The sequence below is a fragment of the Providencia sp. UF-224 genome, from assembly GCF_058245955.1.
Map to the genome: position 1 here is coordinate 335,847 of NZ_JBSICC010000002.1, position 26,560 is coordinate 362,406.

The following is a 26,560-nucleotide window of genomic DNA, read 5'->3' on the forward strand; positions in this document are numbered from 1 at the left end:
GTTATGTTACGCCGTACATTAATTGCATTTTCACTGTTAGCGAGTGCAGCAAGCCAAGCTGCGGATTATAACTGCTCAGTGACACCGAATGATGATATTTTCATGACGCCAGAAAGCGTGCAAGTGATTGGCCGCAGTGGTGATTTAGTGATTACACCTAATGGTGATATCACTTTAAATGGCAAAAATATTGCGGCGACTGAGGCGCAAAAACAGCAGGCGATCCGCTACCAATCGACTATTCGTAATGATTTACCTTGGATAAAACAAGAGTCTGAGAAAAAACTGGCAACGTCACGTGAAACGGTAGATAAAGTGGTTGTTAAAGTCATTGGCAGCGACAGTAATGTGCGTAAGCGTTTGACTAAGTTAGAAAAAGACCTGAATAGCCAAATCAACCAAATTATTGAAACCCGCCCGAATGGCTATGCCTTTCATCATGAAGCAATGAAAAATGCGGAAGCAAAAGGCAAACAGCTGGTGAATGAAAGCTTAGGCGGTATTTTACAAGACAGCATCAACGAAATGGGTCGCAAGCAACTATTATCGGGTGGTGATGCGAATAAAGCCCTGCAAGGCATGCTGGGTAATCTAGGCGGTTTACAGCAAGAGCTTGAAACTGAATGGAAAAAACAAGAAAAAAGCTTCCAATTGTTCGGTGTTCAAGTGTGTTCAAAAGTCACTGGTATCGAGCAACAACGCGTTTCTTTATTGAATTCTATAAAAGCCAATTAATTCGTTTATTTAACCCCTTAAAAACAGCCCTGTATTGACTGCATGGCTGTTTTTTTATTTATGGGCGTTATTATGTGGATTGATAATTGTGATTCCAATTCCATTAATGGGAATGAAAATGAAATTGATTCTTATTTGATTGACATATAAGTCTCGGTCTTTACAATGCGGGTTTGGCTTAATGACTTAATTGGGATCGTTTAAATGAAAAAGTTCATTCCTGCTTTACTTGTTTCTGTATTGTCATTCTCTGCTCCTTTCGCGCTTGGCGCTGAATCTGCTGCTTTCACACCAAATGCTGTCACTGCGCAAGGCGCTGAAAAAGTGATGATTAAGCATATTTCGGGTGAAACAGAAGTCGTTAAAAAACCCAAAAAAGTGGTTTTATTTGATTTTGGTGTATACGACTCAATGCAGAAACTTGGTTTAGGCGATAACGTGGTGGCTTTACCAACGGCAAATGCACCTGCTTATGTGAAAGGCAGCATTCCTGCATCAATGGAAAATGCGGGTGGCATGAAACAACCTGACCTAGCTAAAATAGAACAGTTAAAACCCGATTTAATCATCATCACAGGTCGTCAAGGGAAGTCATACGAAGCATTATCCAAAATCGCCCCAACGATTAATTTAGGGTCTGACAGCAAACATTATATTGAATCAGTCAAAGCGAATTTTGCGGTGATTGGCGATTTATACGGTAACCAAAAAGCTGTTGATGAACAAATCGTTCAATTAGATAAAACCATCGCTGACGCTCAGAAAAAAGCGGCAGATTCTAAGAAGAAAGTCTTAGTGTTAATGCACAACGATGGCAAATTAATTCCAAGTAACCAAGCCGTGGTTTATGACGTAGTAAAAGCGCAGCGTGCAGAGTTGCAAATTGATGAAAATGCGGATAAATCAAAACGCCGTGTTGTCGATACCAAGGCCATTGCGCAAGCAAACCCAGATGTCATCTTAATTGTTGACCGTAGTGAAGCTATCGGCGCAGGTAAATTAGAAAAAACGGTCTTTGAAGACAGCAATATCCAAGAAACCAAAGCATACAAAGACGGTAAAATCACTTACTTGCAATCTGACCTGTGGTATTTATCAGGTGGTGGTTTTGTCAGCTTAACAGAACAAGTTAATGCTGTTGTTAACGCGCTTTAATGAATATCTGCCGCTATTTTTGTGATGGCGGCAATATGAAATACCCTTATTGTTATTTTTGTCGATTTGATTTTTATCTCTAATAAAAAGCCCGCTGAGTTATCTCGCGGGCTTTCATCATTTCACTGATTGGTTCTGTTATTCTTCGCCTAAAAAGAGTTCCAACAGCGAGTTTAAGAATAATTTTCCATGTTCTGTAATTTGCCATTCATCATCGGTTTCAGTGATATAACCCTTGGCTAAGGCTTCATCAAGGGCAGACCTTACGGTTGATTCAGGCAAACTTGTGTATTGGGTAAACTCTTGACGGGGCATGGCTTCAAGTAACCGAAAGCGGTTCATGAAATATTCAAATGGTTTATCTTCGGCTTCAACATCATAAGACTGGTGGATGTATCGACCTTCCATATAGCCCCGAGGGTGTTTGGTTTTTACCGTACGTAAAATTCGCCCATCTTCAAAGGTAATTTTGCCGTGAGCACCACAACCAATACCGAGGTAATCCCCAAAGCGCCAGTAATTGAGGTTGTGTTCACACTGATACCCCGGCTTTGCATAGGCTGAGGTTTCATACTGTACATAACCTGCTGCACTTAATAACTTGTGACCTTCAGTGTAAATATCCCACAAGGTGTCGTCATCAGGCAGCGTCGGTGGCCTTGAACCAAATTGCGTGTTGGGTTCAATAGTCAGCTGATACCAAGACAAATGGGGTGGTGCAAGTTCAATCGCTTGTTTTAAATCTGACAAACCTTCATCTCGTGTTTGTGCGGGTAAGCCATGCATTAAATCAAGGTTGAAGCTACGTAACTTGAGGTTAGTGGCCAGTTTTGCTGCACGTTTTGCTTCATCAGGGCCATGAATGCGCCCTAACGTGATCAGTTTATCGTTGCCAAAGCTTTGTACACCGATTGAAATACGGTTGATACCAGCTGCTTGGTAGCCTGAGAATCGGTCTGCTTCTACGGTTCCGGGGTTGGCTTCCATCGTGACTTCTGCGTTCGGGTCTAATCGAACCCGAGCGCGAACCCCATCCATTAATGCTTGCATGGCTTCTGCCGTCAGCAAACTCGGTGTTCCCCCTCCAATAAAAATGGTTTTAACGAGGCGCTCGCCAATTAGTTTTGCATCAACGTCTAAGTCAGCTAATAAGTGCTCAACATACTCTTTTTGTGGGATCTCCCCTTTTAGAGTATGCGAATTGAAATCGCAATATGGGCACTTTTGCACACACCACGGAATATGGATATACAAGCTCAGTGGTGGCAACTTATGCATTCTTCAGGGCATCCAACATCATTGCTAAGGCTTTACCACGATGGGATACGGCTTGCTTTTCTGCTTTGCTTAATTCAGCGGAGGTACAGCCAAGCTCGGGTACGTAAAAGATAGGATCGTAACCAAAGCCGCCTTGGCCTTTGCGCTCACGGGTGATGATACCGTGCCAGCGGCCATGGAAGACTAATGGTGTCGGGTCTTCGGCGTGGCGCAAATAAACTAACACGCAGTTAAATTGCGCCTGACGTTGGTCATCAGGCACATTTTTCATGGCTTCCAGTAGTTTTACGAGGTTTTGCTCATCTGTTGCTTCTTCACCAGCGTAGCGGGCTGAGTAAATCCCCGGTGCGCCACCAAGGGCATCAACCGAAATCCCTGAGTCATCGGCAATGGCGGGTAAACCCGTTTGTGCCGCTGCGTGCCGAGCTTTCAGAATGGCATTTTCAATAAAGGTTAAGCCTGTTTCTTCCGCAGATTCAACGCCTAATGACGTTTGTGCAACGATATCCATACCGAAATCGCGAAGTAAGTCGGCTAATTCATTCACTTTACCCGGGTTACCGGTGGCTAAAACAACTTTTTGCATCGTTTAAAACTCGTTTTACATAATACCAATAGAATACATCATCGCGGTCAATGATGGGTCAATCATCAGGGAAATGTCCACACGCAAATAATTCAGAGCGATTAAGATAAACATCACAATCATTGCGGAGAAATCTAACCCACCCATTGCTGGGATAATACGGCGAATTGGCGCCATTAACGGTTCAGTTAATTGATATAATAAATAATCAACAGGATTACGGCCTTGGCTTACCCAGCTCAAAATTGCGCGGATCAATATCATCCAGAAAATCAATTTACCTGCGTATGTCAGAAGTAAAATGATCCCCATCGGAAGAACAGTCACGCCTAAGATAGGCAGTAAGTTAGTTGCCCACATACCAAAAATAATCGCTGCAATGGCTAAAACAAAGGCAACAACAACCGATGCGGTATCGATTGAGCGAATCGCAGGGATCACACGGCGTAGCGGTGCGACGATAGGCTGTGTGGCTTTGACTACGAACTTGGAAAATGGGTTATAGAAATCCGCACGAACGCACTGCATCCAAACGCGGAGTAATAACACAAAAATATAGAGCTGGATCAAGGTGGTAACGACAAATACTAAAGTCTGCATGGTGAATTCCGCGATTAATTAAAAAAGTTTTTCCATTTCTTCTGCTCTGTTGATGGCGCTTTGCATCGCGTTAGCAACAGTTTGCGGAAGGTTATCATTGTAAAATTGCTCTAAAGCCATCGCGGTGGTACCGCCTTTAGAGGTGACTTGTTCACGTAAGGTTGAAAAAGCGGTGTCGTGCTGGGATTTTGCCAGTTCAACGGAACCTTCAATGGCATTCAACACTAATTCACGCGCTTGTTCTGCATCATAGCCAAGTTGTTCCGCTTTTTGTTGCATCGCTTCCATAAACAGGAAGAAATAAGCAGGGGAGCTGCCAGTAATTGCAATGATGTTATTGATCTCTTGCTCTTTTTGACACCAAATTGTTGAACCGACACTTTGCATTAATTCCTGTGCAAATTGTTTGTCTTGCTCAGTCACCTTGGCCTGTGCAAATAACCCACTCACACCTTTACCAACCAAAGATGGGGTATTTGGCATGATGCGCACTAAATTCAATTGATGCGCAAAATAATCGTTATAGCGCTCAGCAGGGATACCGGCTGCAATGGTTAACACCAGTTTGTTATCAAAATCAGTGGCGTTTTGCAGTGGCTCACAAACGTCTTTCATCATTTGTGGTTTGACTGCTAATACAATGACATCGGCGTGCTTAACAGCGGCAAGGTTATCATCACTGCTAATAATGCCATATTGTGCAGCTATTTTGTCGCGACGCACTGGTGTTGGAGAACAAACGGTGATCATCGAGGCGGGGTAACCGTGGCCAACCAGCCCTGCAATGATTGCATGAGCCATATTTCCGGCACCGATGAAAGCAATTTTACGGTGTTGCATTCTGTTCTCCTTTATTATTGATGATATTGGCGTGCGCCAAAAATCGCGGTTCCTATGCGCACAAGGGTTGAACCGCAGTGAATGGCCGCACGCATATCGTCAGTCATTCCCATCGACAGCGTATCGACAGTTGGGTAAATCGCTTGTAATTGTTTAAATGCGTTGTCCATTTGACGAAATGCTTCGCATTGACGGTCATAGTCTGTTTCAGGAGCAGGGATCGTCATTAAACCCCGCAATACAAGGTTTGGCATCACTGCAACTTGGGCTGCAAGCTCTGCAACGTTGTTTAACGTTATGCCAGATTTGCTGTTTTCATCGCTAATATTAATTTGGATGAGGACATTTAATGGCGCTTTATCGCTAGGGCGTTGGTCATTCAGGCGCTGAGCAATTTTGGCTCTGTCGAGCGTGTGGAACCAATCAAAATGTTCAGCCACTAAACGGCTTTTATTCGATTGTAATGGGCCGATAAAATGCCAAACAAGGTCAGTTCTATCTGCGAAATATTGAATTTTTTCAACGCCTTCTTGGACGTAATTTTCACCAAATTGGCGTTGGCCTGCTTCAATGGCCTCTAAAATAGCCTCACAAGGCTTGGTTTTACTGACAGCCAGCAGCGTAATGTCTTGGGGGGAACGATGACATTCTTCGGCAGCAGTTTGAATACGTGCGGTAACATCAGAGATATTATTTTGAATGGTCATGTGTTTATTCATTATGGTTTAATTCAAAACTATTTTATTCATGGCATGCATGAATAGCGACTGTTGACCATAGTGTAAAGCAAATCGTGTTAGAACGGCACCTCTGCATGAGGTTTCCGTGAAAAATAACTGCAAAATTGGGCAAAATTAACTATGTTGCTCAAACCAGCTTTCAAGGATCACCACCGCGGAGGCAGAATCCACTTTTCCTTTGCTTAACGCGCGGTAGCCACCTTGTTCAAATAAACCTGCTTTTGCTTCAACAGTGGAAAGTCGTTCATCATGCAACTCGACTTTGACACCAAAACGGCCATGAATGCGATTAGCAAAGTTACGTGCTTGGCTGGTGACCAGTTGCTCCGTGCCATCCATATTAAGGGGAAGGCCGACAATAACCAATTGTGGAAGCCATTCTTTAAGTAACTTTTCAATTTGTTGCCAATCAGGGCGGCCATCGCTCGCTTTGAGAGACGTTAATGGGCGTGCTGTGCCAGTGATTTCTTGTCCAATCGCAACACCAATACTTTTTGTCCCGAAATCAAAGGCTAATAGTGTTCTTCCTGACATTATGCATGCCCCGCTTGCATGGAAATCGTATGAATATTTACGCCAAGTAAATTTGCGGCGGCAGCCCAGCGTTCGTTAATAGGCGTATCAAAAATGAGCTTCGGGGTGGCCTCAACCGTCAACCAGCTATTTTCCATGATTTCCCGTTCTAATTGCCCTGGCTCCCAACTGGAGTAACCTAAGGTTACTAAAGAGTTTTCCGGCGATTGATCACTACCAAGGGTTTCTAAGATATCTTTTGAAGTGGTCACCATCACCTCATCATTAAGATGCAGGCTCGATAAAAAGCCACCAATTGGCGTATGTAAGATAAAACCATGCTCTTCTGCGACAGGGCCACCTGCAATGACAGGGCGTTGCAAATTACGTTTATTCACTTTATCCGATATCGTAATTTCGAGCTTTTTCAACATAGTATCGACTGAGAAATCATCAATGGGTTTATTAATGACTAAACCCATTGCGCCTTTTTCGTTGTGCTCACACACATACACCACAGATTGCTCAAAATAAGGATCTGTAAGGGATGGCATAGCGATAAGAAAATGGTTTTGTAGATTCAAACTTAAACTCCATTCATTTTTACTTAATTCAGTGGCTAAAAAGGCGAAAACTGCCCTTTTAGCCATTGTATGATTTATTTTTTCAAACGACGCTCAATGGCATCCATCAACATACCCGTGATAGAAATATCAAAAGCAGCTTCGATTTCACGAGCACAGGTCGGGCTGGTGACGTTAATTTCAGTCAGGCGATCACCAATAATATCTAACCCAACGAAAACTAAACCTTTTTCTTTCAATGTTGGCGCAACGGCACGTGCAATCGCCCAATCACTTTCTGTTAAAGGACGTGCTTCACCACGGCCACCCGCCGCTAAGTTACCCCGTGTTTCGCCTTGCGCAGGGATGCGAGCTAAGCAATATGGCACAGGTTCACCATCAACGACGAGCACGCGTTTGTCACCCTCTTTAATGGCAGGCAAAAAGTTTTGCGCCATACAATAACGGGAGCTGTGTTCTGTCAGTGTTTCAATGATCACGCCTACGTTAGGGTCATCTTGTTTCAAACGGAAAATTGATGCGCCGCCCATCCCATCAAGGGGTTTAAAAATCACATCCCCATGTTTTTGATGGAATTCTCTTAATTTTTGTGGGCTACGAGTCACTAACGTGTCTGGCGTTAATTCAGGGAACCAAGCGGTGAATAATTTTTCATTACAGTCACGCAGGCTTTGCGGTTTATTCACAATCAATGAGCCCGCTTGTTCAGCGCGTTCTAAAATATACGTTGCGTAAATAAATTCGGTATCGAACGGTGGGTCTTTGCGCATTAAAATGGCGTCAAGGGAACCGAGAGCAATATCTTGCTCCCCATGGAATTCGTACCATTTGGCTGGGTTTTCTTCGACCGTAACAATTTTAGTTTGTGCGCGAGCTTCACCTTGGTGCAAATAGAGGTCATTCATTTCCATATAATGGATTTCGTAACCACGACGCTGAGCTTCCAACATCATTGCAAAACTGGTGTCTTTCTTAATTTTGATGGATGAAATAGGATCCATCACTATACCGAGCTTGATCATTTTTTCTCCTTAACCCAGATCACCTAAGCGCACTTGCAGTGCAGTGATAGCGGTTAGCGCAGTCGTTTCTGTTCTAAGTACTCTAGGGCCTAACAGGATATCGGTAAATTGATAATTCGCTGTCATGGCAATTTCATCCGCTGAAAGCCCACCTTCTGGGCCAATCAGCAGTCTTACTTTTTTTAATTCAGTCGGTAAGGTGTTGATGCTTTCTGTCGCTCTTGGGTGAAGATTGACTTTAAATGCACCGTCATCCTCTGCACACCAAGCTTCAAGGCTTTGTACAGGGCGAATTTCGGGGATACGGTTTCGACCACATTGCTCACAAGCTGCAATCGCAATTTTTTGCCATTGCAGTAATTTTTTTTCAAGTCGCTCACCGTCTAAACGCACACCGCAACGTTCAGAAATTAAAGGGGTAATAGTATTTACGCCCAATTCAACGGATTTTTGAATAGTGAATTCCATTTTTTCCCCACGGGACATGACTTGACCTAAATGCAAGTCGAGGGGGGATTCTCTGTCATCAAGGTTGCCACTTTCAATATAGACCAGAACGTGTTTCTTTGAAGCTTCCGTAATCTCGGCATTAAACGTTTGGTTGCTACCATCAAAAAGCTCAAGCTTTTGGCCTGCTGTCATGCGAAGAACTCTGCCCACATGGTTTGCTGCATCATCACCAAGCGGAATGGTTGTATTGGTTTGTATTAGCTCAGGGTGATAAATGCGTGGAATGCGCATGACGTTTCCTTAGTACAGACTTAATTAATTAAAATGATAACTCTGGTGAATATGGGGATTGAATCAAAAAACTCAAGCTCTGTAGCCTAGTTTATAACGAAAAAAAAGGCTTTTATAGTACGTCTGTGCCATCGTTACTAAATTAGACATGGCTGATAAATCAAAAGAAAAAATTTAGGATCGAATAAACTGATTATATTGAACGGAATTAAAGTGTTTAGGTTGTGAATTTTTCTCAGTATATTTATTTTTCTCTCCATAATGGAATAAGGGGTTAATATGCTCGACTTATGGTGTTCTATTTTAGAAAAAATCGTTTTCATATTTAATGAAATAATGATTATTTTATTTAAACTGAAGGCAGAGTGGGGCTGCTTTTATGTTAATTTATCTAATGTTATGGTAAATAAGAAAATTTATCTGGTTTTAATCTTGGTGGCATTATCGGTAATATTGAGTCGTAAGTTATTGCTTTATATTCCTGAAAAATATTTCAAATTACCACCAATTGAAGCTGGTTATTTTTCATTGCTATTCATTTATTCAATATTAGGGTTTGTGGTTTTTTACTCTTTTAGTCATTTACTTATTATTCTATTTTCTTTTGTGTTTTTAAATTTCACCGTTTTACTATTTATTATTGATTATAAAACAGGGTATTTACCAGATGCACTCACGTTTCCATCCTTGTTCATCGGGTTGTTATATCAAATAAGTTCGCCTGCGGGGAATGTTGTTTCGGCCATTTATGCTGTTGTGGTGGCTTATATTGCTATCCTTGCATTGACCACGGTGATGGAAAAAATCAAAAAACAACCACAAATGGGGCGGGGTGACTTTAAACTGATTGCTGCGTGCGCTGCATGGCTTGGCATGATCAACTTACCGCATTTTTTAGGTCTAGCTGCTACATTAGGGTTATTGCATTACAGCGTAAGGTATTGGGTTTTACCTAAATTCAATGTTACTGATGGAAAATCGTATTTGATTAGTGGGGGTAGTGTCAGTGTGGGAAGTTCAACGGTTCCTTTTGGCCCTGCTATTTTGACGAGTGCGAGTATTTGGCTGTATTTATCACTTATTCAGTTATAGGTGCATTACACAGCCAAGTTATTTGCTCATTTGGTTATTTAGCAGCATTCACCATGGTATCTAAGAATTGCTGCCATTTTTCAGGGGCGCCGAGGTAATTTTGCAATGGAACCCGTAGCCACTGTTCTTGTTGCTGAATCAGCAATGTAGGGAAGCCAGATGCACCCGATTGCGCTAATAGTGTTTTACTCCCTTGAATGTGAGACATCGTTTCACCTTGCTCACATTGTGCATAATCGGTGGTGTATTGGGTAATATCCAACCCAATACTCTGCGCTAAATCTAATAGGACAGCGGTGTCATTAATGTGGCGACCTGAAATATAGTGAGCTTTTTGGATTACCTTTAGCATCTCTAAGCCTTTCCCTTGCTTTGTTGCTGCTAATATCGCGGTTTGCGGTATTGCTGAGTCCATAATGAAGTTAGGTTCATGCAGCATTTTGAGGTAATCGTCACCAAAAACTTGCCCTGTCATTGATGCTATGCGTTTATCTGATTGGATAATGTGTTGGCGAAAATTATCATCTAAATGCAGTCGGGAGCTGCCTGCTAACATGCCACCGCCATGCATTTCGATATCAATGTTTGGGTGTTTTGCTGCAACTTCAATTAATGGTGCGGCTGCATAACACCAGCCGCAATAAGGGTCATAAATATAATGTAGGGTAATATTGCTCATGATAATGTCTCGCTGAATTATATTCTTAATAGACTTAAGGTTGTATCGTAATGTACCCCCCTAGAGAGTTTCGTTCTTAATGTGTATTGATAAGTTACAATAAGAACGAAAACAAACGAAATAGGGGATAATTTATTGGCTTATTGAGGCCACTGCATTTCGCCTTTAATCACTTTGGCACTTAGCTCTAAGCTCGATTTTTCATCTAAATTAGGGTATTGCGTTTCTACTTTTTTAATCAGCTCATCTGCCTTTTTGCTTGCTTTTGTCGCAGTTTCAAAGTCGCTTAAATATTGCTGAGTAAATGTAACGGTGCCAATATCAAACTTAGAATTGCCAGTAAAATGCCCTGGTACAACAGTTTCGGGTTTAAGTGCTTTAATACTTTCTAAAGCTTGTTGCCAGTTATGGCGTGAAACTTCAGTTTGGGTATCTGCCACCCATACATGGAGGTTATCGTAAACTAATACGCCACCCACGACCGCTTTTAAAGAGGGCACCCACACATACGTTCTGTCTGGTGATGCACCATCGAGGCCTTTAATCTCTAATTTTTCACCATCAACGGTAAAGCTATTCCCTTTAATGACTTCAGGAACAATAACATGTTTTGGCGCTTCATTTTTTAACTCTCCACCCCAATAGGCCAGTTTGCCATCTTTAGTTGCATTAATGGCTTGAACTGTTTCGGCAGTTGCAACCACTTTTGCTTCAGGGAAGGCTTTTGTCAGTGTTTCTAACCCAAAATAATAATCAGGGTCTGAATGGCTAATATAAATGGTTGTTAATTTTTTATTCAGCTTTTGGATTTTATCGACTAATTTTTGTGCGTCGTTGTTTTGAAACTGAGCGTCAATTAAAACCACTTCAGTTGGGCCGCTAATAATTTCAGAAGAAACAGGGAAAACACTGTTATGGCCTGGGTTATACACATCTAGTGTGAGCTTTTCAGCCTGTGCCATGTGCATAGTAGTTGCGAATAATGTCGTTGCTGCTAATAAGGTGAGTTTCATTTTTATATCCTAAAATTAAGTGATGTAGGTAAGCGTTGTTTGGCTTGGTGTGTATATTAGATTGTAATAATGGTGGGAAAAACAGCATAATTAGGCTTTATTTGTTGCATAAATCGATCGAATTGGTGGGTTATGGATAGATTAAAAGCAGTAGAAGTGTTTATCACTATTGTGGAAAGTGGCAGCCTAAGTCGTGCGGCAGATAAGCTAGATATGTCTCGCGCGATGGTGACGCGCTATTTATCTGAGATGGAACAATGGGCGGGGGTTCGGTTATTAAACCGTACAACAAGGCGGCTTAGTTTAACCTCGGCGGGGGAGGGAGTTTACCAACAATCATTACAGCTAAATGCGATTTCACAAACCGTGCCTGTGCAACAAGAGCATGATAACCAAGCACTATCAGGGCTAGTACGCATTAGTTGTTCACAATCTATTGCCCAAAGCGCACTTTCTATTGCAATAACCGAGTTTATGCAACAGTACCCCAATATGGCGATTGATATGCAAATCTCGAATAAATCGGTGAACCTTATTGAGGAAAGAATTGATTTAGCGATCCGTATTACTAACCAGCTAGAACCAAGCCTGATTGCCAAACCACTTTCAACTTGTTATTCCGTGATCTGTGCATCCCCCCGTTTTTTGGAAGGAAAAACGCGACCAGCAAAACCGGCAGATTTAGCTTTAATGGATTGCCTAACCTATAACTTCTTTGGTCGTAGTTTATGGGCGTTTGAAAAAGAGGGGGAACAACACACAGTGTTAGTGGATGGAAGATTGAGTGCCAATGAGTCTGTTTTTATCGCCGAAGCGACCTTAAATGGGGCTGGTATTTCTATGCAGCCTTATTATTCAGTAGCAAAGTATTTGGATTCAGGTGAATTAATTCAATTATTACCTGATTACACACCAATGCCATTAGGTATTTACGCTGTGTATACCAGTCGACAAAAAATGCCAACTTCACTACGTGCAGTGATTGATTACCTTGCTAACTGGTTTAGTACTTCGCCCCATTGGTTATCACTGATGCAGCAAGGCCAACGCTAAATGCTGTTCAATCTGGTTAAATTGTTTTTTTAAGTGTTGTGTGAAAATATCAGTGAGTTGCGATGATGGCCGGTGAATAGGCCTAATTAAACTGACTGTAAATGGGATTGAAAAGCTTAAAGGGCGCAGAGCCAGCTTACCTGAAGATTGCTGGTGGAAATCCAACGCTGTTAGTGGGTTAACAATGGAAATTCCAATGCCTTTTAGAGCCATCGCACAAATAGACGAGGCAGAATGCGTCTCCATCACCATTTTTCGGTCAATTTGCTGCTCCGCAAATGTTGAGTCAATTAATTGGCGGTAGCTGTCAGTTAAAGACAAACTAATAAACCGCTGATGCTGAAAATCGCTGGGGGTTAAGACCTTTTTTTGTGTGAGAGGGTGTCCCGCAGGTAACACACACACTTCATTTAAACTTCCAAGGGTTTGTTGCTCAGTACCAGGTGGCATTTGCAAATGTTCTGTTAAACCAAAGTCATAGCGCTGGGCTGAAAGCCACTCTTCAAGGACAGGAGATTCCTGAGGGATCACGGTGATACTGACATCGGGGTAGTTTTCCATAAAAGATTGGCAGACTGACGGCAAAAGGGATTGAGCAAAAGCGGGTAAGCAAGTCACTGAAATTTGGGCATGTTCAAAACGGCGTATTGTTTCTGCCGAGTTTTTGATGCGCTCTAATCCATAATAAGAACGTTCGACTTCTTCTAAAAATCGCAGCCCTTGCGCGGTGGGTTGCAAGCGTCCTTTGACGCGATCAAATAGCTTAAATTGCAGTAAATGCTCAAGGCGAGCCAGTTCACGGCTAATGGTCGGCTGTGAAGTATTCAGCAATGCCGCGGCTTCCGTCAAGTTAGGAGCGGTCATCACAGCACGAAATATCTCAATATGTCGCCACGAAATGGCTTGCATTTCTCACCTCAAAATTAAAGCTATATCAAATATGAATAGACTTTAGCAAAATGGATATTTTTTTTCCCATCTTTTCTCTGAATAATAGACTTTAATATAATAAAAACTTGCAAACGAGAAACATAATGACTTCATTCGCAACCACTTCAAGCCAGTATTTAACCCCTGAATATTTACGCGCGTTACCAGCACAATATGGTACTCCTGTTTGGGTATATGACAGTGCAGTCATCATTGAGCGTATTAAGCAATTACAAGTCTTTGATACGGTGCGCTTTGCACAAAAAGCCAGTTCAAATATCCACATTTTGCGCTTAATGAGAGAGCAGGGCGTGAAAGTCGATTCAGTTTCTTTAGGGGAAATCGAACGTGCGCTGGTGGCGGGGTTCAAGCCGGGTCGTGAAAATTCAGAAATTGTGTTTACTGCGGACGTGCTTGATAGAGCCACACTGGCTAAAGTGACGGAGCTGGATATACCTGTCAATGCAGGCTCAATTGATATGCTCGACCAAATTGGTCAGCAAAAAGCGGGGCACCCAGTTTGGCTGCGTATTAACCCAGGCTTTGGTCATGGTCATAGCCAAAAAACCAATACTGGCGGTGAAAACAGCAAACACGGCATTTGGCATGAAGATTTGCCAGCTGCACTTGAGAAAATTCGTCATTACAATTTATCGTTGATCGGTATTCATATGCACATTGGTTCAGGCGTTGATTATCAACACCTTGCAGATGTATGTGATTCAATGGTGGCACTGGTCACAACTGCTGGTGTGGATCTTCATGCTATTTCAGCGGGTGGTGGGTTATCGACACCTTACCGTGAAGGCGATGAATTAATTGATGTGCAACATTATTATAGTTTATGGGATAACGCGCGCCAGCGCATAGCACAGCATCTAGGACACACAATAGAACTTGAAATCGAACCGGGTCGCTATTTAGTTGCAGAATCGGGCGTTTTGCTGGCGGAAGTGCGTGCTGTTAAAGATATGGGCAGCCGTCATTATGTCCTAGTCGACAGTGGTTTTAATGATTTAATGCGCCCAGCGATGTACGGCAGTTATCATCATATTTCAGTTTTACCGGCGGATGGAAGCGCAGCGGATGAGTCACAACTAAAAGACACCATCATCGCAGGCCCTTTATGTGAATCTGGTGATGTATTTACTCAGCTTGAAGGCGGGCTTGTAGTGACTCGCGCGTTACCTGAGGTCAAAGTAGGGGATTATTTGGTTTTCCACGACACAGGCGCCTACGGCGCATCGATGTCTTCAAACTATAATAGCCGCCCATTATTACCAGAGGTGATGTTTGTTGAGGGTAAACCGCAATTAATTCGCCGTCGCCAAACAATAGAAGAATTATTAGTGTTAGAGCTATCACTTTAAAAACTGAGAATGTGATGAAAAAAACCAGCGCTTAGGTCGCTGTTTTTTTTTATTTTGAAGAAAGCAAAAACTACTCTTTTGGGTGATTTACAATATTTTTTCGCATGTGAATATAAGGGAGCCACTACTGATTAATTGATATTTTTGGAATAATTTAAATATGAGGTTAATACTCTTTTTTTCTTTGTTTATATTTTCAAGTTAAGTTTTCGGTGTAGTTTGTTCTATTAATAGTAATAACAAAAAGCTCAAGGAGTAGGTTGCTCCTTGAGCTTTATTACTTATCTATAAACTAAGCGGCTTTCTTTTTCTTACTCGCGTCTTCGTTTGACGGTTCATCAGGGGACTTTTTTGACGGAAGCACTCCTAAGTCATCAAATTCAAACTCATCGACATTAATTGTACGTAACCGGCTTGCTTCTGCTTTACGTAGAATATCGGCTTCTTCTTGCGTGATGACATTTTCAGGCAGCATTTGATCTGCCAGTTTGTCTAAACGGGTGAAGCTCAGTTTACGTTCTTTCAAACGGCAGATGCGTTCGAAAATAGGCTCAGCAGCAATGATGTCATATAACGCTTGGTTCACTAACCCATGAGGGTTGTTTTCCGTTGGCGTTAAGTATTGGCCACGGCCTAATCTGTCACGGGTTTCTGATGGTTCCATCAACAGCTGTGCCAATTTATGGTCAAGTTTGTCTGATGGCATGGACATCGCACGGCCTGTAGGGAACAAGGTTACTCGCATAATCGCTGCCACCATTTTGTTCGGGAAGTTTTTCAGCAGATCATCAATCGCTTTTTCAGACTGATATAAACAATCTTCAACAGCCCATTTTACCAGTGGTAAATCCGCTTTTTGGCGACCTTCATCTTCATAGCGTTTCAAGGATGCAGACGCAAGATACAGGTTGCTAAGAATATCCCCTAAGCGAGCTGAAATACGTTCGCGACGTTTTAAGCTACCGCCTAGCACACCCATTGCGACATCCGATAATAAAGCTAAGTTGGCGCTTTGACGATTTAACATTTGATAATAACGGCGTGTTTCATCTTTCGTTGGTGCATGACTACCACGACCGTTAGTTAAACCTAACCAGAAGCTACGGAATTGGTTGCTAATGACGTGACCAATGTGACCAAATACGGCTTTATCAAATTTGTGCAGGTTGTTATCTTGTGCTGCCGCCATCTCTTCTAAGACGAAAGGATGGCAACGGATTGCACCTTGACCAAAGATAATCATGCTGCGTGTGAGGATATTTGCGCCTTCAACGGTGATTGCGATCGGGGCACCTTGGTAAGCCCGCGCAACAAAGTTTGAGTCCCCTAAGCAAATGCCTTTACCACCCGTGATATCCATTGCATCAATAATGGCGCGTTGGCCACGGTGGGTGCAGTGGTACTTAACGATAGCCGAAAGGACTGCGGGCTTTTCGCCTAACATAATACCCGAGGTGATTAAGGTTGCAGCGGCATCCATCAAGTAAGTATTACCTGCAATGCGTGCTAAGGGTTCTTCGATACCTTCCATTTTACCAATCGGTAATTTGAATTGGCGGCGAATATAAGAGTAAGCGCCCGTCGCGATAGCGATGCTTTTTAAGCTACCCGTTGAGTTAGATGGTAAGGTGATACCACGTCCAACAGATAGACATTCCACTAACATTCTCCAGCCTTGCCCGGCCATTTTTGGCCCACCAATGATGTAATCGATAGGAACAAAAATGTCTTTTCCGCGAGTCGGGCCATTCATAAATGGAATATTCAGTGGGAAATGACGGTGACCAATTTCGACGCCCGGCGTGTTGGTTGGGATTAATGCGCAGGTGATGCCGAGGTTTTTCTCACCACCTAATAATTTGTCTGGATCTGACAATTTAAACGCAAGGCCGAGTACAGTCGCAATCGGTGCTAAGGTAATGTAGCGTTTATTCCATGATAAGCGCATACCTAATACTTGCTCACCTTGCCATTCACCCATACAGACAACGCCTGAATCGGGAATCGCACCTGCATCGGAACCTGCTTCAGGGCTGGTTAAAGCAAAGCATGGAATTTCTTCACCTGTTGCTAGACCCGGTAAATAACGTTGTTTTTGCTCATCAGTACCATAATGTTGCAGTAATTCACCTGGACCTAATGAATTAGGAACCCCGACTGTGATAGCTAAAATGCCTGATACACCTGCAAGTTTTTGTAATACTTGGGATTGAGCATAAGCTGAAAATTCGAGTCCGCCATATTCTTTTTTGATGATCATAGCGAAGAAGCGGTGATCACGCAGGTATTGCCAGACTTCAGGTGTTAAATCGGCAAGTTCATGACTAACTTCAAAGTCATTCACCATGCCGCACACGGTTTCTACTGGGCCATCAATAAATGCTTGTTCTTCTGCGGTTAACTGTGGTTTTGGGTAGTTATGCAGTTTGTTCCAGTCTGGTGCACCACGGAAAAGGTCACCTTCCCACCATGTGGTTCCTGCGTCGATAGCCTCTTTTTCAGTTCTCGACATCGGTGGCATGACTTTTTGGAACATTTTCATGGCACGCGCAGAGAAAAAGGATTGGCGTACAGGAGAGAAAACAAAAGGAAATAAGACTAGAGCCACTGGCAGCAATATCCAGTAACTCCAAATATTTAACACACCCATGACGGCAGTATAGGCTAATAGCAGCGCTGTACTAAGTACAAGGGAAGTTCTGTGATAACAGAGTACGCCGATTAAGGCGAGAAATAACACAATGCTAAGAAGGATCATAGTGAAGCTCCTGTCGACTTGTAAGAGGTCTGACCTGTTTGTTATCTCAATCTATACCTAGTAATAAAGGATTAGCAATATATTTACATCTTAATTACAACTCAGTTCACAAAAACACCAAATAATGGCTGGGAAAGTTGAAATTAAAATAATCGCCATTAAAGAAAATAAGGTTATTAAGTATAACTAAACGTTATTTTTGTCGACGGGTTCAAGACCGCACAATCAAAAGTAGAAACAAAGCGTCCCCTGTGTAACAATCTGAGTATTAAAGCTTAATGACTGATATCCATCTAAATTTGTGCCACGAAGTGGTCTGTTTTATGTGAATTATTTTGGATGTAAGTTGGCTATATTCTCAATAACGTATTCTTAATTAAGGGGAAACCTCATGTACCAAGATCTAATCCGTGGTGAATTGACTGAAGCGGCTGAGACGTTATCGAATTTCTTAAGTGACGAAGCGAATATTGAAGCTATTCAACAAGCGGCGGTGTTATTAGCGGACTCTTTTAAAGCAGGCGGTAAGGTATTATCTTGTGGTAACGGTGGTTCACACTGTGATGCAATGCATTTTGCGGAGGAACTCACAGGCCGTTATCGTGAAAATCGCCCCGGCTATCCTGCAATTGCGATTTCAGATGTTAGCCATTTATCCTGCGTGAGCAATGACTTCGGTTATGAGTTTGTTTTTTCTCGTTTTATTGAAGCAGTTGGTATGAAAGGTGATGTGTTACTGGGAATTTCAACGTCAGGTAACTCAGGAAATATTATCAAAGCCATTGCTGCTGCTCGTGAAAAAGGTATGAAAGTCATCACATTAACAGGAAAAGATGGCGGGAAAATGGCAGGTACTGCGGATATTGAAATTCGTGTCCCTCATTTTGGTTATGCAGACCGTATTCAAGAGATCCATATCAAAGTTATCCATATCCTTATTCAATTAATTGAAAAAGAGATGGTGAAGTAACGATTTAGTCGTTGTAGGAGCTTTAAAATGTGCGAGTTACTTGGCATGAGTGCCAATGTTCCAACTGATATTACCTTTAGTTTGAGTGGGTTAATTTCTCGTGGAGGGCAAACAGGCCCACACAAAGATGGCTGGGGAATTACGTTCTACGAAGGTCTCGGGTGTCGCACATTTAAAGATCCACAACCGAGCTTTACCTCTCCTGTTGCGCGTTTCGTGCAGGAATACCCTATCAAGTCTGAAAGCATTGTGGCACATATTCGCCAAGCCAATCGCGGGGATGTGTCGTTAGTGAATACTCACCCCTTTACCAGAGAGCTTTGGGGGCGTAATTGGACTTATGCACACAATGGGCAGCTTAAAGGATACCGTTCCCTTGATACAGGGCGTTATTGGCCGATTGGGGAAACCGATAGTGAATGGGCATTTTGTTGGATTTTGCAGCAATTAAGTGAAAAATACCCACGAAAACCATCGAACTGGAAAAGTGTTTTTCGTTTTATTGCTAGTTTAGCAGAGCAACTGCGTCGCAAAGGTGTCTTCAATATGTTGCTATCTGATGGGCAATACTTGATGGCGTTTAGCTCAACGAAATTACATTGGATCACGCGTAAAGCACCATTTGGTATGGCAAAGTTGCTCGATCAGGATATTGAAATTGATTTTGCACAGTGCACTACACCAACAGATATTGTCTCTGTGATTGCAACTCAACCTTTGACTGGCAATGAAGACTGGCAAAAGATTGAGCCAGGCAACTTTGTGTTATTCCACCTTGGTCAGCGCATACTGTGATTTCATCCCCAACAGTTTTGTTGGGGTATCCGGTAAGCCCATGACAGCATATTTTCCTGAGTTTACCGAAACGTGTGCAAGCCTTCCTGTTTGGTTGAAATATTCATAAGCGGGCTGTAGCTGCTTCCAAAACGTATAATGGCTTGAATTTTGATAGCGCAGCATATTTTCTTTCGTCATTTTAAACGGATAGATATTCACGCTAATTGTTGATTGGCCATTTAGCAATGCGGTTTCTACTGTTTGGTAGATTTCGCCCATGTATTTATCCGTCATCGCATAACAACCCACTGACACACAACTGCCGTGGATCATCAGGTAACTTCCGCTGTACCCTTGGGCTTTATCAAACTCATTAGGGAAACCAATATTGATAGATCGGTAATACCGACTATTAGGGTTGAGCTGCTCCGTCGTAATTTGATAGAAACCCTCAGGACTTTTAAGATCACCCTCTATTTTCTTTGGCCCTAACCCACCAGAAAACTTACAAATTGGATAGGTTTTCGACAAGGTATATTTGCCTGATGGTGTTTTTTGGTAGAGTTCAAGTACACCTTCTTGTTTAAATATTTGTATAAATATCGATGAGTCAAGATTCGCTCGTGATTCATTCTTTAACAAAAATGAAGCGTTATCTGCCTGAGTAACCGATGTATACATGAGTACAAATGGGGATACGACACAAATTAATTTACTTGTTTTCATGCTTAAGCCAAATATTGAAGGTGATATTGATTAAAAATAACACATGTTTTACACATTTTAGACGAGCTGTTTAAAAATTAATATAGGTTGTTAATAGTTTTTAAATGAATCTTTATTGTTTAAATAATAAACAGTCATCGATAAACATGAGTCTAATGTTCGTTAATACCGAATTGTTAATGGAAAAAATTAAATAATAATGCAATTTGCTTGAACTATGTCACTTCTCTAGACGGACAGCGTGAGCTGAAACTGATAAAATTACGACTGGCAGAAGACAAGAATTTAGTAACAATTTTGTGAGAATACTCGCTCAAGTCACGAAAGTGACTTGAGTAGTTTTTATGACTGAGTCGCTATCATTCATTGCTGAATCGTTAGCTTAGGGTTTAACTGATAAACTTGTGCAGATCTTATGATTAAAATTAAAAAAGGCCTCAACCTTCCCATCGCAGGTGAGCCAGCCCAAGTGATAGAAGACGGCCCGAAAATTCAACACGTAGCACTGCTAGGTGAGGAATATGTCGGAATGCGTCCTTCGATGCTGGTTAAAGAAGGTGAGAGTGTAATAAAAGGACAGGTTCTCTTTGAAGACAAAAAGAACCCTGGGGTCGTATTTACGAGCCCTGCCTGCGGAAAAATTGTTGCTATTCATCGTGGTGAGCGTCGTGTATTGCAGTCTGTTGTTATTGAAATCGAAGGTGATGAGCAAGTCACTTTTGCTGCATATTCGCGTGATGAGCTCCCCGTATTAACGCGTGAACAAGTCGAAGATAACCTAATTAAATCAGGTATGTGGACCTCTTTAAGAACGCGTCCATTTAGCCGTTCTCCACAACCGGGTTCTTCGCCGATTGCTATTTTTGTGACTGCAATGGATACCAGCCCATTAGCTGCTGATCCTATTGGAATCATTTGCGAAAATGCGCAAGCATTTAATGATGGTTTATTGGTTCTTAGCCGCTTAACGGAAGGTAAAATCCATGTATGCCATGGAGAGGGAGATTTACCGAAGGTTAACAGCCAAGCCCAAATCACCTATACCCAATTTAGCGGGCCACACCCAGCGGGGTTAGCTAGTACTCACATTCATTTCTTAGAACCTGTGAGTATCAAGAAAAAAGTGTGGAGCCTGAATTACCAAGATGTTATCGCTATTGGAAAGCTATTTGTTACGGGTCACTTATACACTGACCGTGTGATTTCCTTAGCGGGTCCACAAGTTGAAAAACCACGTTTACTGCGTACCCGCCTTGGGGCTGACTTATATGAATTGACCAAAGGGCAACTCAAATCAGGTGAAAACCGCATTATTTCAGGGTCTGTACTTTGGGGGGTTACCTGTGATGAAGCCCATCACTATCTTGGTCGTTTTCATAACCAAGTTTCTGTTCTCGCAGAAGGTCGTGAAAAAGAGTTATTTGGATGGATTATGCCTGGGGTAAATAAATTCACCATTACCCGCACAACGATTGGGCATTTCCTGAAAAATAAACGCTTTAACTTTACGACGACGATGAACGGTGGTGAGCGTTCAATGGTACCGATTGGTAACTATGAACGTGTTATGCCGCTGGACATCATGATCACGCATTTATTGCGCGATCTCCTTGCGGGGGATACTGATACATCACAAGAGCTAGGCTGTTTAGAGCTGGATGAAGAAGATTTAGGTTTATGTACCTACGTTTGTCCAGCGAAGTATGAATACGGTCCTGTGCTGCGTGATGTGCTGTCCAAGATAGAGCTAGAAGGGTAATTCCATGGGTCTGAAACATTTATTTGAAAAATATGAGCACCATTTTGAGCCCGGTGGAAAGTTAGCGAAATATTATGCGCTGTATGAAGCCGTTTCGACTGTTTTCTACACGCCGGGTACAGTCACTAAAGGCCGCTCTCACGTTCGAGATACTATCGATCTTAAACGTATGATGATCTTGGTGTGGCTCGCTGTTTTCCCTGCGATGTTCTGGGGGATGTATAATGTAGGAAACCAAGCGATCCCTGCATTGCATCAGCTCTATAGCGGCGTTGAATTACAGCAAATTATTGCAAGTGATTGGCATTATAGCTTAGCGCAGTTTTTAGGCGCATCACTGTCAATGGATGCAGGATGGGGAAGTAAAATGCTGCTTGGTGCAGTGTATTTCCTTCCTATTTATGCTGTTGTTTTCTTAGTTGGTGGGTTCTGGGAAGTGTTATTTGCCATGATCCGCGGCCATGAAATCAATGAAGGCTTCTTTATTACCTCCATTTTGTTTGCATTGATTGTTCCGCCAACGATTCCATTATGGCAGGCAGCACTTGGGATTACCTTTGGTGTGGTTGTTGCGAAGGAAATCTTTGGGGGAACAGGGCGTAACTTCTTAAACCCAGCATTAGCAGGTCGTGCATTTTTATTCTTTGCTTACCCAGCACAAATCTCGGGTGACTTAGTCTGGACTGCGGCGGATGGTTTCTCTGGTGCAACGCCTTTGTCTCAGTGGGCAACGGGTGGCGAGCACGCACTAATGAATACCGTTAGCGGCGAGCCTATTACATGGATGCAAGCATTTTTAGGAAACATGCCTGGCTCTATCGGTGAAGTATCGACATTGATGCTGTTTATCGGTGGTGCGTTGATTATGTTCTTCCGCATTGCATCATGGCGTATTGTGGCCGGTGTGATGCTGGGCATGATCGCAATGTCTTATGTGTTTAATCTTATCGGTTCAGACACTAACCCGCTGTTTGCAATGCCATGGTGGTGGCATATGGTATTAGGTGGCTTTGCATTCGGTATGATTTTTATGGCGACAGACCCTGTTTCAGCTTCGTTTACGGATAAAGGTAAATGGGCTTACGGTATTCTGATCGGCGTAATGTGTGTTCTTATCAGGGTGGTTAACCCAGCTTACCCAGAAGGGATGATGCTAGCTATCCTGTTCGCCAACCTGTTTGCTCCTCTGTTTGACTATCTGGTCGTTCAAGCAAATATTAAGCGGAGAAAAGCTCGTGGCTAATGAAAAACCAATCAATAACGATGGCGTCGGCAGAACATTCCTTGTTGTGTTTATTCTGTGCCTCGTGTGTTCAATCATTGTCGCTGGGGCTGCGGTTGGTTTAAAACCACAGCAACAGGAACAAATTCAGTTAGATACCCAACGTAACATTTTAAGTGTTGCAGGGCTTTCTACGCCTAAAATGAGCGCAGATGAAGTTCAAAAAGTCTATGCAGAACGTATTGAGCCAAAACTTTTAAACTTCAAAACTAACGAGTTATCAGATAGCACAGGGCGTTTTGTTCTTAATGATGAACTACGTAGTGATGAAAGTAGTATTGCGCTTTCGCCACAGGAAGACATCGCGAAAATTCGCCGCCGTGCGAATAGTGCTGAAATCTACTTGGTAAAAGATGATGCAGGTAAAGTTTCACAAATCATTTTACCCGTTTATGGCTCAGGGTTGTGGTCAGTGATGTACGCCTTTATCGCTGTTGATGTTGACGGTGTGACATCTCGTGGTATCACTTACTACGCACACGGGGAAACACCCGGTCTGGGTGGTGAAGTAGATAACCCGCAGTGGAAAGCACAATGGCCGGGTAAAAAACTGTTTAATGAACAAGGTATTCCAGCAATTAAAATCATGCGTACTGGTGCAACCGATAGCCCTTACGGTATTGATGGTCTTTCGGGTGCGACCCTGACATCAAACGGTATTCAACATATGTTTGATTTCTGGTTAGGTGACAACGGCTTTGGTCCGTTCCTGAAAAAAGTACGTGAAGGAGCGCTGAATAATGGCTGATTCAAAAGAAGTAAAACGCGTCCTTCTTGGGCCGCTATTTGATAATAACCCGATTGCTTTACAGGTTTTGGGTGTGTGTTCTGCATTGGCGGTCACGACTAAGTTAGAAACCGCGTTGGTGATGACCATTGCAGTGACACTGGTTACTGCATTCTCTAACTTTTTTATCTCATTGATTCGAAACTATATTCCAAGCAGTGTGCGTATTATCGTACAAATGGCCATCATTGCCTCATTGGTTATCGTGGTGGACCAAATTCTGCGGGCTTATGCCTATGAGATATCAAAGCAGCTTTCTGTCTTTGTTGGCTTAATCATTACTAACTGTATCGTGATGGGGCGCGCAGAGGCTTATGCCATGAAAGCGCCACCAATTGAAAGTTTTATGGATGGTATTGGTAATGGCCTTGGTTACGGAGTGATCCTTGTTTTAGTCGGTTTCCTGCGTGAGCTTTTCGGCTCCGGTAAACTGTTTGGCATCACAGTATTTGAGTCACTGCAAAACGGTGGCTGGTATATGCCAAATGGCCTGTTCTTACTGGCACCAAGCGCATTCTTTATTATCGGTATGCTGATTTGGGGCTTACGTACCCTGAAACCGGCTCAAATAGAGAAGGATTAATCAAATGGAACATTATATAAGCCTATTTGTTAAATCCATTTTTATTGAAAATATGGCATTAGCCTTCTTCTTGGGAATGTGTACATTCCTTGCCGTATCGAAGAACGTTAAAACGGCGTTTGGTTTAGGGATTGCGGTCACTGTTGTCCTCGGAATTTCTGTTCCTGCGAATAACTTGGTGTACAACCTAGTGCTGCGTGATGGGGCGATAGCCGAAGGGGTGGATTTATCCTTCCTGAATTTTATTACCTTTATTGGTGTGATAGCGGCGTTGGTTCAGATCCTCGAAATGATTTTGGATCGTTATTTTCCATCGTTGTATAACGCGTTAGGTATCTTCTTGCCATTGATTACCGTTAACTGTGCAATTTTTGGTGGCGTATCTTTCATGGCTCAGCGCGATTATAACTTTAGCGAATCCGTTATTTATGGCTTCGGTTCAGGGATCGGCTGGATGCTTGCTATCGTATTGATGGCTGCTATCCGTGAGAAGATGAAATACTCAGATATCCCCGCGGGTCTAAAAGGGTTAGGTATCACCTTTGTGACGACCGGCTTGATGGCATTGGGCTTTATGTCCTTCTCCGGTGTGCAGCTATAAAGGCGAGAAGAATTCATGGAAATTATTATTCTAGGTGTAGTGATGTTTACCCTGATTGTCTTGGTGCTGACAGGTTTAATTCTGTTTGCCAAATCCAAGTTAGTCAATACGGGGAACATCAAAGTTGAAGTTAATGGCGACCCAGATAAAAGCTTTGAAGCCCCTGCGGGCGACAAATTATTAAGTATGTTATCTAGCCAAGGTATTTTTGTCTCATCAGCTTGCGGTGGTGGTGGTTCATGTGGTCAGTGCCGTGTGAAAATCAAAGACGGTGGTGGGGATATTTTACCGACCGAGCTGTCGCACATTAATAAACGTGAAGCCAAAGAAGGCTGCCGTTTAGCCTGCCAAGTGAATGTGAAGCAAGACCTTAAAATTGAGCTTCCAGAAGAAATTTTTGGCGTGAAAAAATGGGAGTGTGAAGTTATCTCTAACGATAATAAAGCCACTTTCATTAAAGAATTAAAACTGAAAATTCCAGCAGGAGAGGTCGTTCCTTTCCGTGCGGGTGGTTATATTCAAATTGAATGCCCAGAACATGTTGTAAAATATGAAGATTTCGATGTTCCTGAAGAATATCGTGAAGACTGGGATAAGTTTAATTTGTTCCGTTATGTTTCTGAAGTTAAAGAGCCAACGGTGCGTGCATATTCAATGGCTAACTACACTGAAGAGCACGGTATTATTATGTTGAACGTACGTATTGCGACGCCTCCGCCGCGCAACCCTGACGTTCCACCGGGAATTATGTCTTCTTATATTTGGTCATTAAAGCCAGGTGATAAGGTGACAATCTCAGGTCCATTCGGTGAGTTTTTTGCGAAAGAAACAGAAGCTGAAATGGTCTTTATTGGTGGTGGTGCAGGTATGGCGCCGATGCGTTCACACATTTTCGACCAATTACGCCGTTTAGACTCAAAACGTAAAATCAGTTTCTGGTATGGTGCGCGCTCTGTTCGCGAAATGTTCTACACAGAAGATTTTGACGAGCTCGCAGCAGAACATGAAAACTTTACTTGGAATGTGGCGCTTTCAGACCCATTACCAGAAGATAACTGGAACGGTTACACAGGCTTTATTCATAATGTTCTGTATGAAAATTATTTGAAAGACCATCCTGCACCTGAAGATTGTGAGTTCTATATGTGTGGACCGCCAATGATGAATGCCGCGGTGATCAAAATGCTGAAAGATTTGGGTGTTGAAGATGAAAATATCTTACTTGATGATTTCGGTGGTTAAGTAATTTTATTGGATTTATCGTACTTACCAAGTAAAGTACGAGCATTAATTAAATAAAGAGGGAAAATACTTCCCTCTTTATCATTTATGTTGATACTGTTAATTGCTAATTATTTAATTGGTTATTAATAGCTTAAGAGATAT

The 26,560-nt window shown here is 42.4% G+C and carries 27 protein-coding genes; 13 read left to right on the forward strand and 14 right to left on the reverse strand.

The genetic code is table 11. The features are described 5' to 3' along the window. Positions 1–3 precede the first annotated feature (3 nt). Positions 4–735, forward strand: coding sequence for a DUF2884 family protein (locus tag AC4IFO_RS03805; protein ID WP_490731976.1), 732 nt, complete (start codon positions 4–6; stop codon positions 733–735). A 204-nt stretch (positions 736–939) separates the two neighbouring features. Continuing rightward, complete coding sequence (locus tag AC4IFO_RS03810) at positions 940–1,890, forward strand: ABC transporter substrate-binding protein (protein ID WP_490731978.1); 951 nt, start codon at positions 940–942, stop codon at positions 1,888–1,890. Between the two features lie 138 nt (positions 1,891–2,028). Here the strand turns inward: AC4IFO_RS03810 and hemW are convergent, their stop codons facing one another. The 9 genes from hemW to rsmE form a co-directional block, all read right to left on the reverse strand. Further along, the gene (gene hemW / locus AC4IFO_RS03815) at positions 2,029–3,168 is read right to left on the reverse strand and encodes a radical SAM family heme chaperone HemW (protein WP_490731980.1); all 1,140 of its coding nucleotides are present in this window, start codon (positions 3,166–3,168) and stop codon (positions 2,029–2,031) included. Continuing rightward, positions 3,161–3,754: an RdgB/HAM1 family non-canonical purine NTP pyrophosphatase gene (rdgB, locus tag AC4IFO_RS03820; RefSeq protein ID WP_490731982.1), complete on the reverse strand. Its 594-nt coding sequence runs from the start codon at positions 3,752–3,754 to the stop codon at positions 3,161–3,163. The genes hemW and rdgB overlap by 8 nt, the downstream gene beginning before the upstream one ends. 15 nt (positions 3,755–3,769) lie before the next feature. Beyond that, the gene (locus AC4IFO_RS03825) at positions 3,770–4,354 is read right to left on the reverse strand and encodes a YggT family protein (protein WP_490731984.1); all 585 of its coding nucleotides are present in this window, start codon (positions 4,352–4,354) and stop codon (positions 3,770–3,772) included. Between the two features lie 18 nt (positions 4,355–4,372). Continuing rightward, on the reverse strand, positions 4,373–5,194 hold the full coding sequence (gene proC, locus AC4IFO_RS03830) for a pyrroline-5-carboxylate reductase (protein WP_490731986.1): 822 nt from the start codon (positions 5,192–5,194) through the stop codon (positions 4,373–4,375). Positions 5,195–5,208: 14 nt separating this feature from the next. Continuing rightward, the gene (locus AC4IFO_RS03835; RefSeq protein WP_490731988.1) at positions 5,209–5,901 is read right to left on the reverse strand and encodes a YggS family pyridoxal phosphate-dependent enzyme; all 693 of its coding nucleotides are present in this window, start codon (positions 5,899–5,901) and stop codon (positions 5,209–5,211) included. Between the two features lie 147 nt (positions 5,902–6,048). Continuing rightward, positions 6,049–6,468, reverse strand: a complete 420-nt coding sequence (gene ruvX / locus AC4IFO_RS03840; protein WP_206084733.1) for a Holliday junction resolvase RuvX — start codon at positions 6,466–6,468, stop codon at positions 6,049–6,051. Then, positions 6,468–7,031, reverse strand: a complete 564-nt coding sequence (locus AC4IFO_RS03845; RefSeq protein WP_219245916.1) for a YqgE/AlgH family protein — start codon at positions 7,029–7,031, stop codon at positions 6,468–6,470. The genes ruvX and AC4IFO_RS03845 overlap by 1 nt, the downstream gene beginning before the upstream one ends. Before the next feature lie 74 nt (positions 7,032–7,105). Then, on the reverse strand, positions 7,106–8,053 hold the full coding sequence (gshB, locus tag AC4IFO_RS03850; protein WP_206084735.1) for a glutathione synthase: 948 nt from the start codon (positions 8,051–8,053) through the stop codon (positions 7,106–7,108). Between the two features lie 9 nt (positions 8,054–8,062). Next, positions 8,063–8,794, reverse strand: a complete 732-nt coding sequence (rsmE, locus tag AC4IFO_RS03855; RefSeq protein ID WP_490731991.1) for a 16S rRNA (uracil(1498)-N(3))-methyltransferase — start codon at positions 8,792–8,794, stop codon at positions 8,063–8,065. A 279-nt stretch (positions 8,795–9,073) separates the two neighbouring features. On the opposite strand from rsmE, the gene AC4IFO_RS03860 reads away from it, so the two are divergent. Then, positions 9,074–9,886 carry a prepilin peptidase gene (locus AC4IFO_RS03860; RefSeq protein ID WP_490731992.1) on the forward strand — a complete coding sequence of 271 codons (813 nt, stop codon included), beginning with the start codon at positions 9,074–9,076 and terminating at the stop codon, positions 9,884–9,886. A gap of 34 nt (positions 9,887–9,920) precedes the next feature. Here the strand turns inward: AC4IFO_RS03860 and AC4IFO_RS03865 are convergent, their stop codons facing one another. Continuing rightward, complete coding sequence (locus AC4IFO_RS03865) at positions 9,921–10,565, reverse strand: DsbA family protein (RefSeq protein WP_490731993.1); 645 nt, start codon at positions 10,563–10,565, stop codon at positions 9,921–9,923. 140 nt (positions 10,566–10,705) lie between these two features. Next, positions 10,706–11,578 carry an MBL fold metallo-hydrolase gene (locus tag AC4IFO_RS03870; RefSeq protein WP_490731995.1) on the reverse strand — a complete coding sequence of 291 codons (873 nt, stop codon included), beginning with the start codon at positions 11,576–11,578 and terminating at the stop codon, positions 10,706–10,708. A 132-nt stretch (positions 11,579–11,710) separates the two neighbouring features. Between AC4IFO_RS03870 and AC4IFO_RS03875 the strand changes: the two genes are divergently transcribed. After that, complete coding sequence (locus AC4IFO_RS03875; protein WP_490731997.1) at positions 11,711–12,631, forward strand: LysR family transcriptional regulator; 921 nt, start codon at positions 11,711–11,713, stop codon at positions 12,629–12,631. Here the strand turns inward: AC4IFO_RS03875 and AC4IFO_RS03880 are convergent. Beyond that, positions 12,605–13,540 carry a LysR family transcriptional regulator gene (locus tag AC4IFO_RS03880; RefSeq protein WP_490731999.1) on the reverse strand — a complete coding sequence of 312 codons (936 nt, stop codon included), beginning with the start codon at positions 13,538–13,540 and terminating at the stop codon, positions 12,605–12,607. The genes AC4IFO_RS03875 and AC4IFO_RS03880 overlap by 27 nt on opposite strands. 125 nt (positions 13,541–13,665) lie before the next feature. On the opposite strand from AC4IFO_RS03880, the gene lysA reads away from it, so the two are divergent. Continuing rightward, positions 13,666–14,931 (forward strand): diaminopimelate decarboxylase, encoded by a 1,266-nt coding sequence (gene lysA, locus AC4IFO_RS03885; protein WP_490732001.1) that lies wholly within the window; start codon positions 13,666–13,668, stop codon positions 14,929–14,931. A 292-nt stretch (positions 14,932–15,223) separates the two neighbouring features. Here the strand turns inward: lysA and fadE are convergent, their stop codons facing one another. Next, positions 15,224–17,689, reverse strand: a complete 2,466-nt coding sequence (gene fadE / locus AC4IFO_RS03890) for an acyl-CoA dehydrogenase FadE (RefSeq protein ID WP_490732003.1) — start codon at positions 17,687–17,689, stop codon at positions 15,224–15,226. Between the two features lie 391 nt (positions 17,690–18,080). Here fadE and lpcA point away from each other — a divergent pair, with 391 nt between their 5' ends. Further along, on the forward strand, positions 18,081–18,659 hold the full coding sequence (lpcA, locus tag AC4IFO_RS03895; protein WP_273803273.1) for a D-sedoheptulose 7-phosphate isomerase: 579 nt from the start codon (positions 18,081–18,083) through the stop codon (positions 18,657–18,659). A gap of 27 nt (positions 18,660–18,686) precedes the next feature. Continuing rightward, complete coding sequence (locus AC4IFO_RS03900; RefSeq protein ID WP_490732006.1) at positions 18,687–19,454, forward strand: class II glutamine amidotransferase; 768 nt, start codon at positions 18,687–18,689, stop codon at positions 19,452–19,454. Here the strand turns inward: AC4IFO_RS03900 and AC4IFO_RS03905 are convergent. Further along, the gene (locus AC4IFO_RS03905) at positions 19,425–20,162 is read right to left on the reverse strand and encodes a L,D-transpeptidase family protein (RefSeq protein ID WP_490732008.1); all 738 of its coding nucleotides are present in this window, start codon (positions 20,160–20,162) and stop codon (positions 19,425–19,427) included. The two genes, AC4IFO_RS03900 and AC4IFO_RS03905, sit on opposite strands and share 30 nt — an antisense overlap. Before the next feature lie 415 nt (positions 20,163–20,577). Here AC4IFO_RS03905 and AC4IFO_RS03910 point away from each other — a divergent pair, with 415 nt between their 5' ends. The 6 genes from AC4IFO_RS03910 to nqrF are packed head-to-tail and all read left to right on the forward strand — an operon-like array spanning position 20,578 to position 26,416. Then, on the forward strand, positions 20,578–21,921 hold the full coding sequence (locus tag AC4IFO_RS03910) for a Na(+)-translocating NADH-quinone reductase subunit A (RefSeq protein ID WP_490732010.1): 1,344 nt from the start codon (positions 20,578–20,580) through the stop codon (positions 21,919–21,921). Between the two features lie 4 nt (positions 21,922–21,925). Beyond that, positions 21,926–23,164 (forward strand): NADH:ubiquinone reductase (Na(+)-transporting) subunit B, encoded by a 1,239-nt coding sequence (locus AC4IFO_RS03915; protein ID WP_206084751.1) that lies wholly within the window; start codon positions 21,926–21,928, stop codon positions 23,162–23,164. Then, the gene (locus AC4IFO_RS03920) at positions 23,157–23,951 is read left to right on the forward strand and encodes a Na(+)-translocating NADH-quinone reductase subunit C (RefSeq protein ID WP_490732012.1); all 795 of its coding nucleotides are present in this window, start codon (positions 23,157–23,159) and stop codon (positions 23,949–23,951) included. Before AC4IFO_RS03915 ends, AC4IFO_RS03920 begins: the two co-directional genes overlap by 8 nt. Next, complete coding sequence (locus AC4IFO_RS03925; protein WP_006657395.1) at positions 23,944–24,573, forward strand: NADH:ubiquinone reductase (Na(+)-transporting) subunit D; 630 nt, start codon at positions 23,944–23,946, stop codon at positions 24,571–24,573. The genes AC4IFO_RS03920 and AC4IFO_RS03925 overlap by 8 nt, the downstream gene beginning before the upstream one ends. A gap of 4 nt (positions 24,574–24,577) precedes the next feature. After that, the gene (nqrE, locus tag AC4IFO_RS03930) at positions 24,578–25,174 is read left to right on the forward strand and encodes an NADH:ubiquinone reductase (Na(+)-transporting) subunit E (RefSeq protein WP_490732014.1); all 597 of its coding nucleotides are present in this window, start codon (positions 24,578–24,580) and stop codon (positions 25,172–25,174) included. A gap of 15 nt (positions 25,175–25,189) precedes the next feature. Next, a complete protein-coding gene (gene nqrF / locus AC4IFO_RS03935) occupies positions 25,190–26,416 on the forward strand; it encodes an NADH:ubiquinone reductase (Na(+)-transporting) subunit F (RefSeq protein WP_490732016.1) in 1,227 nt (408 codons plus the stop codon). Positions 26,417–26,560 lie beyond the last annotated feature (144 nt).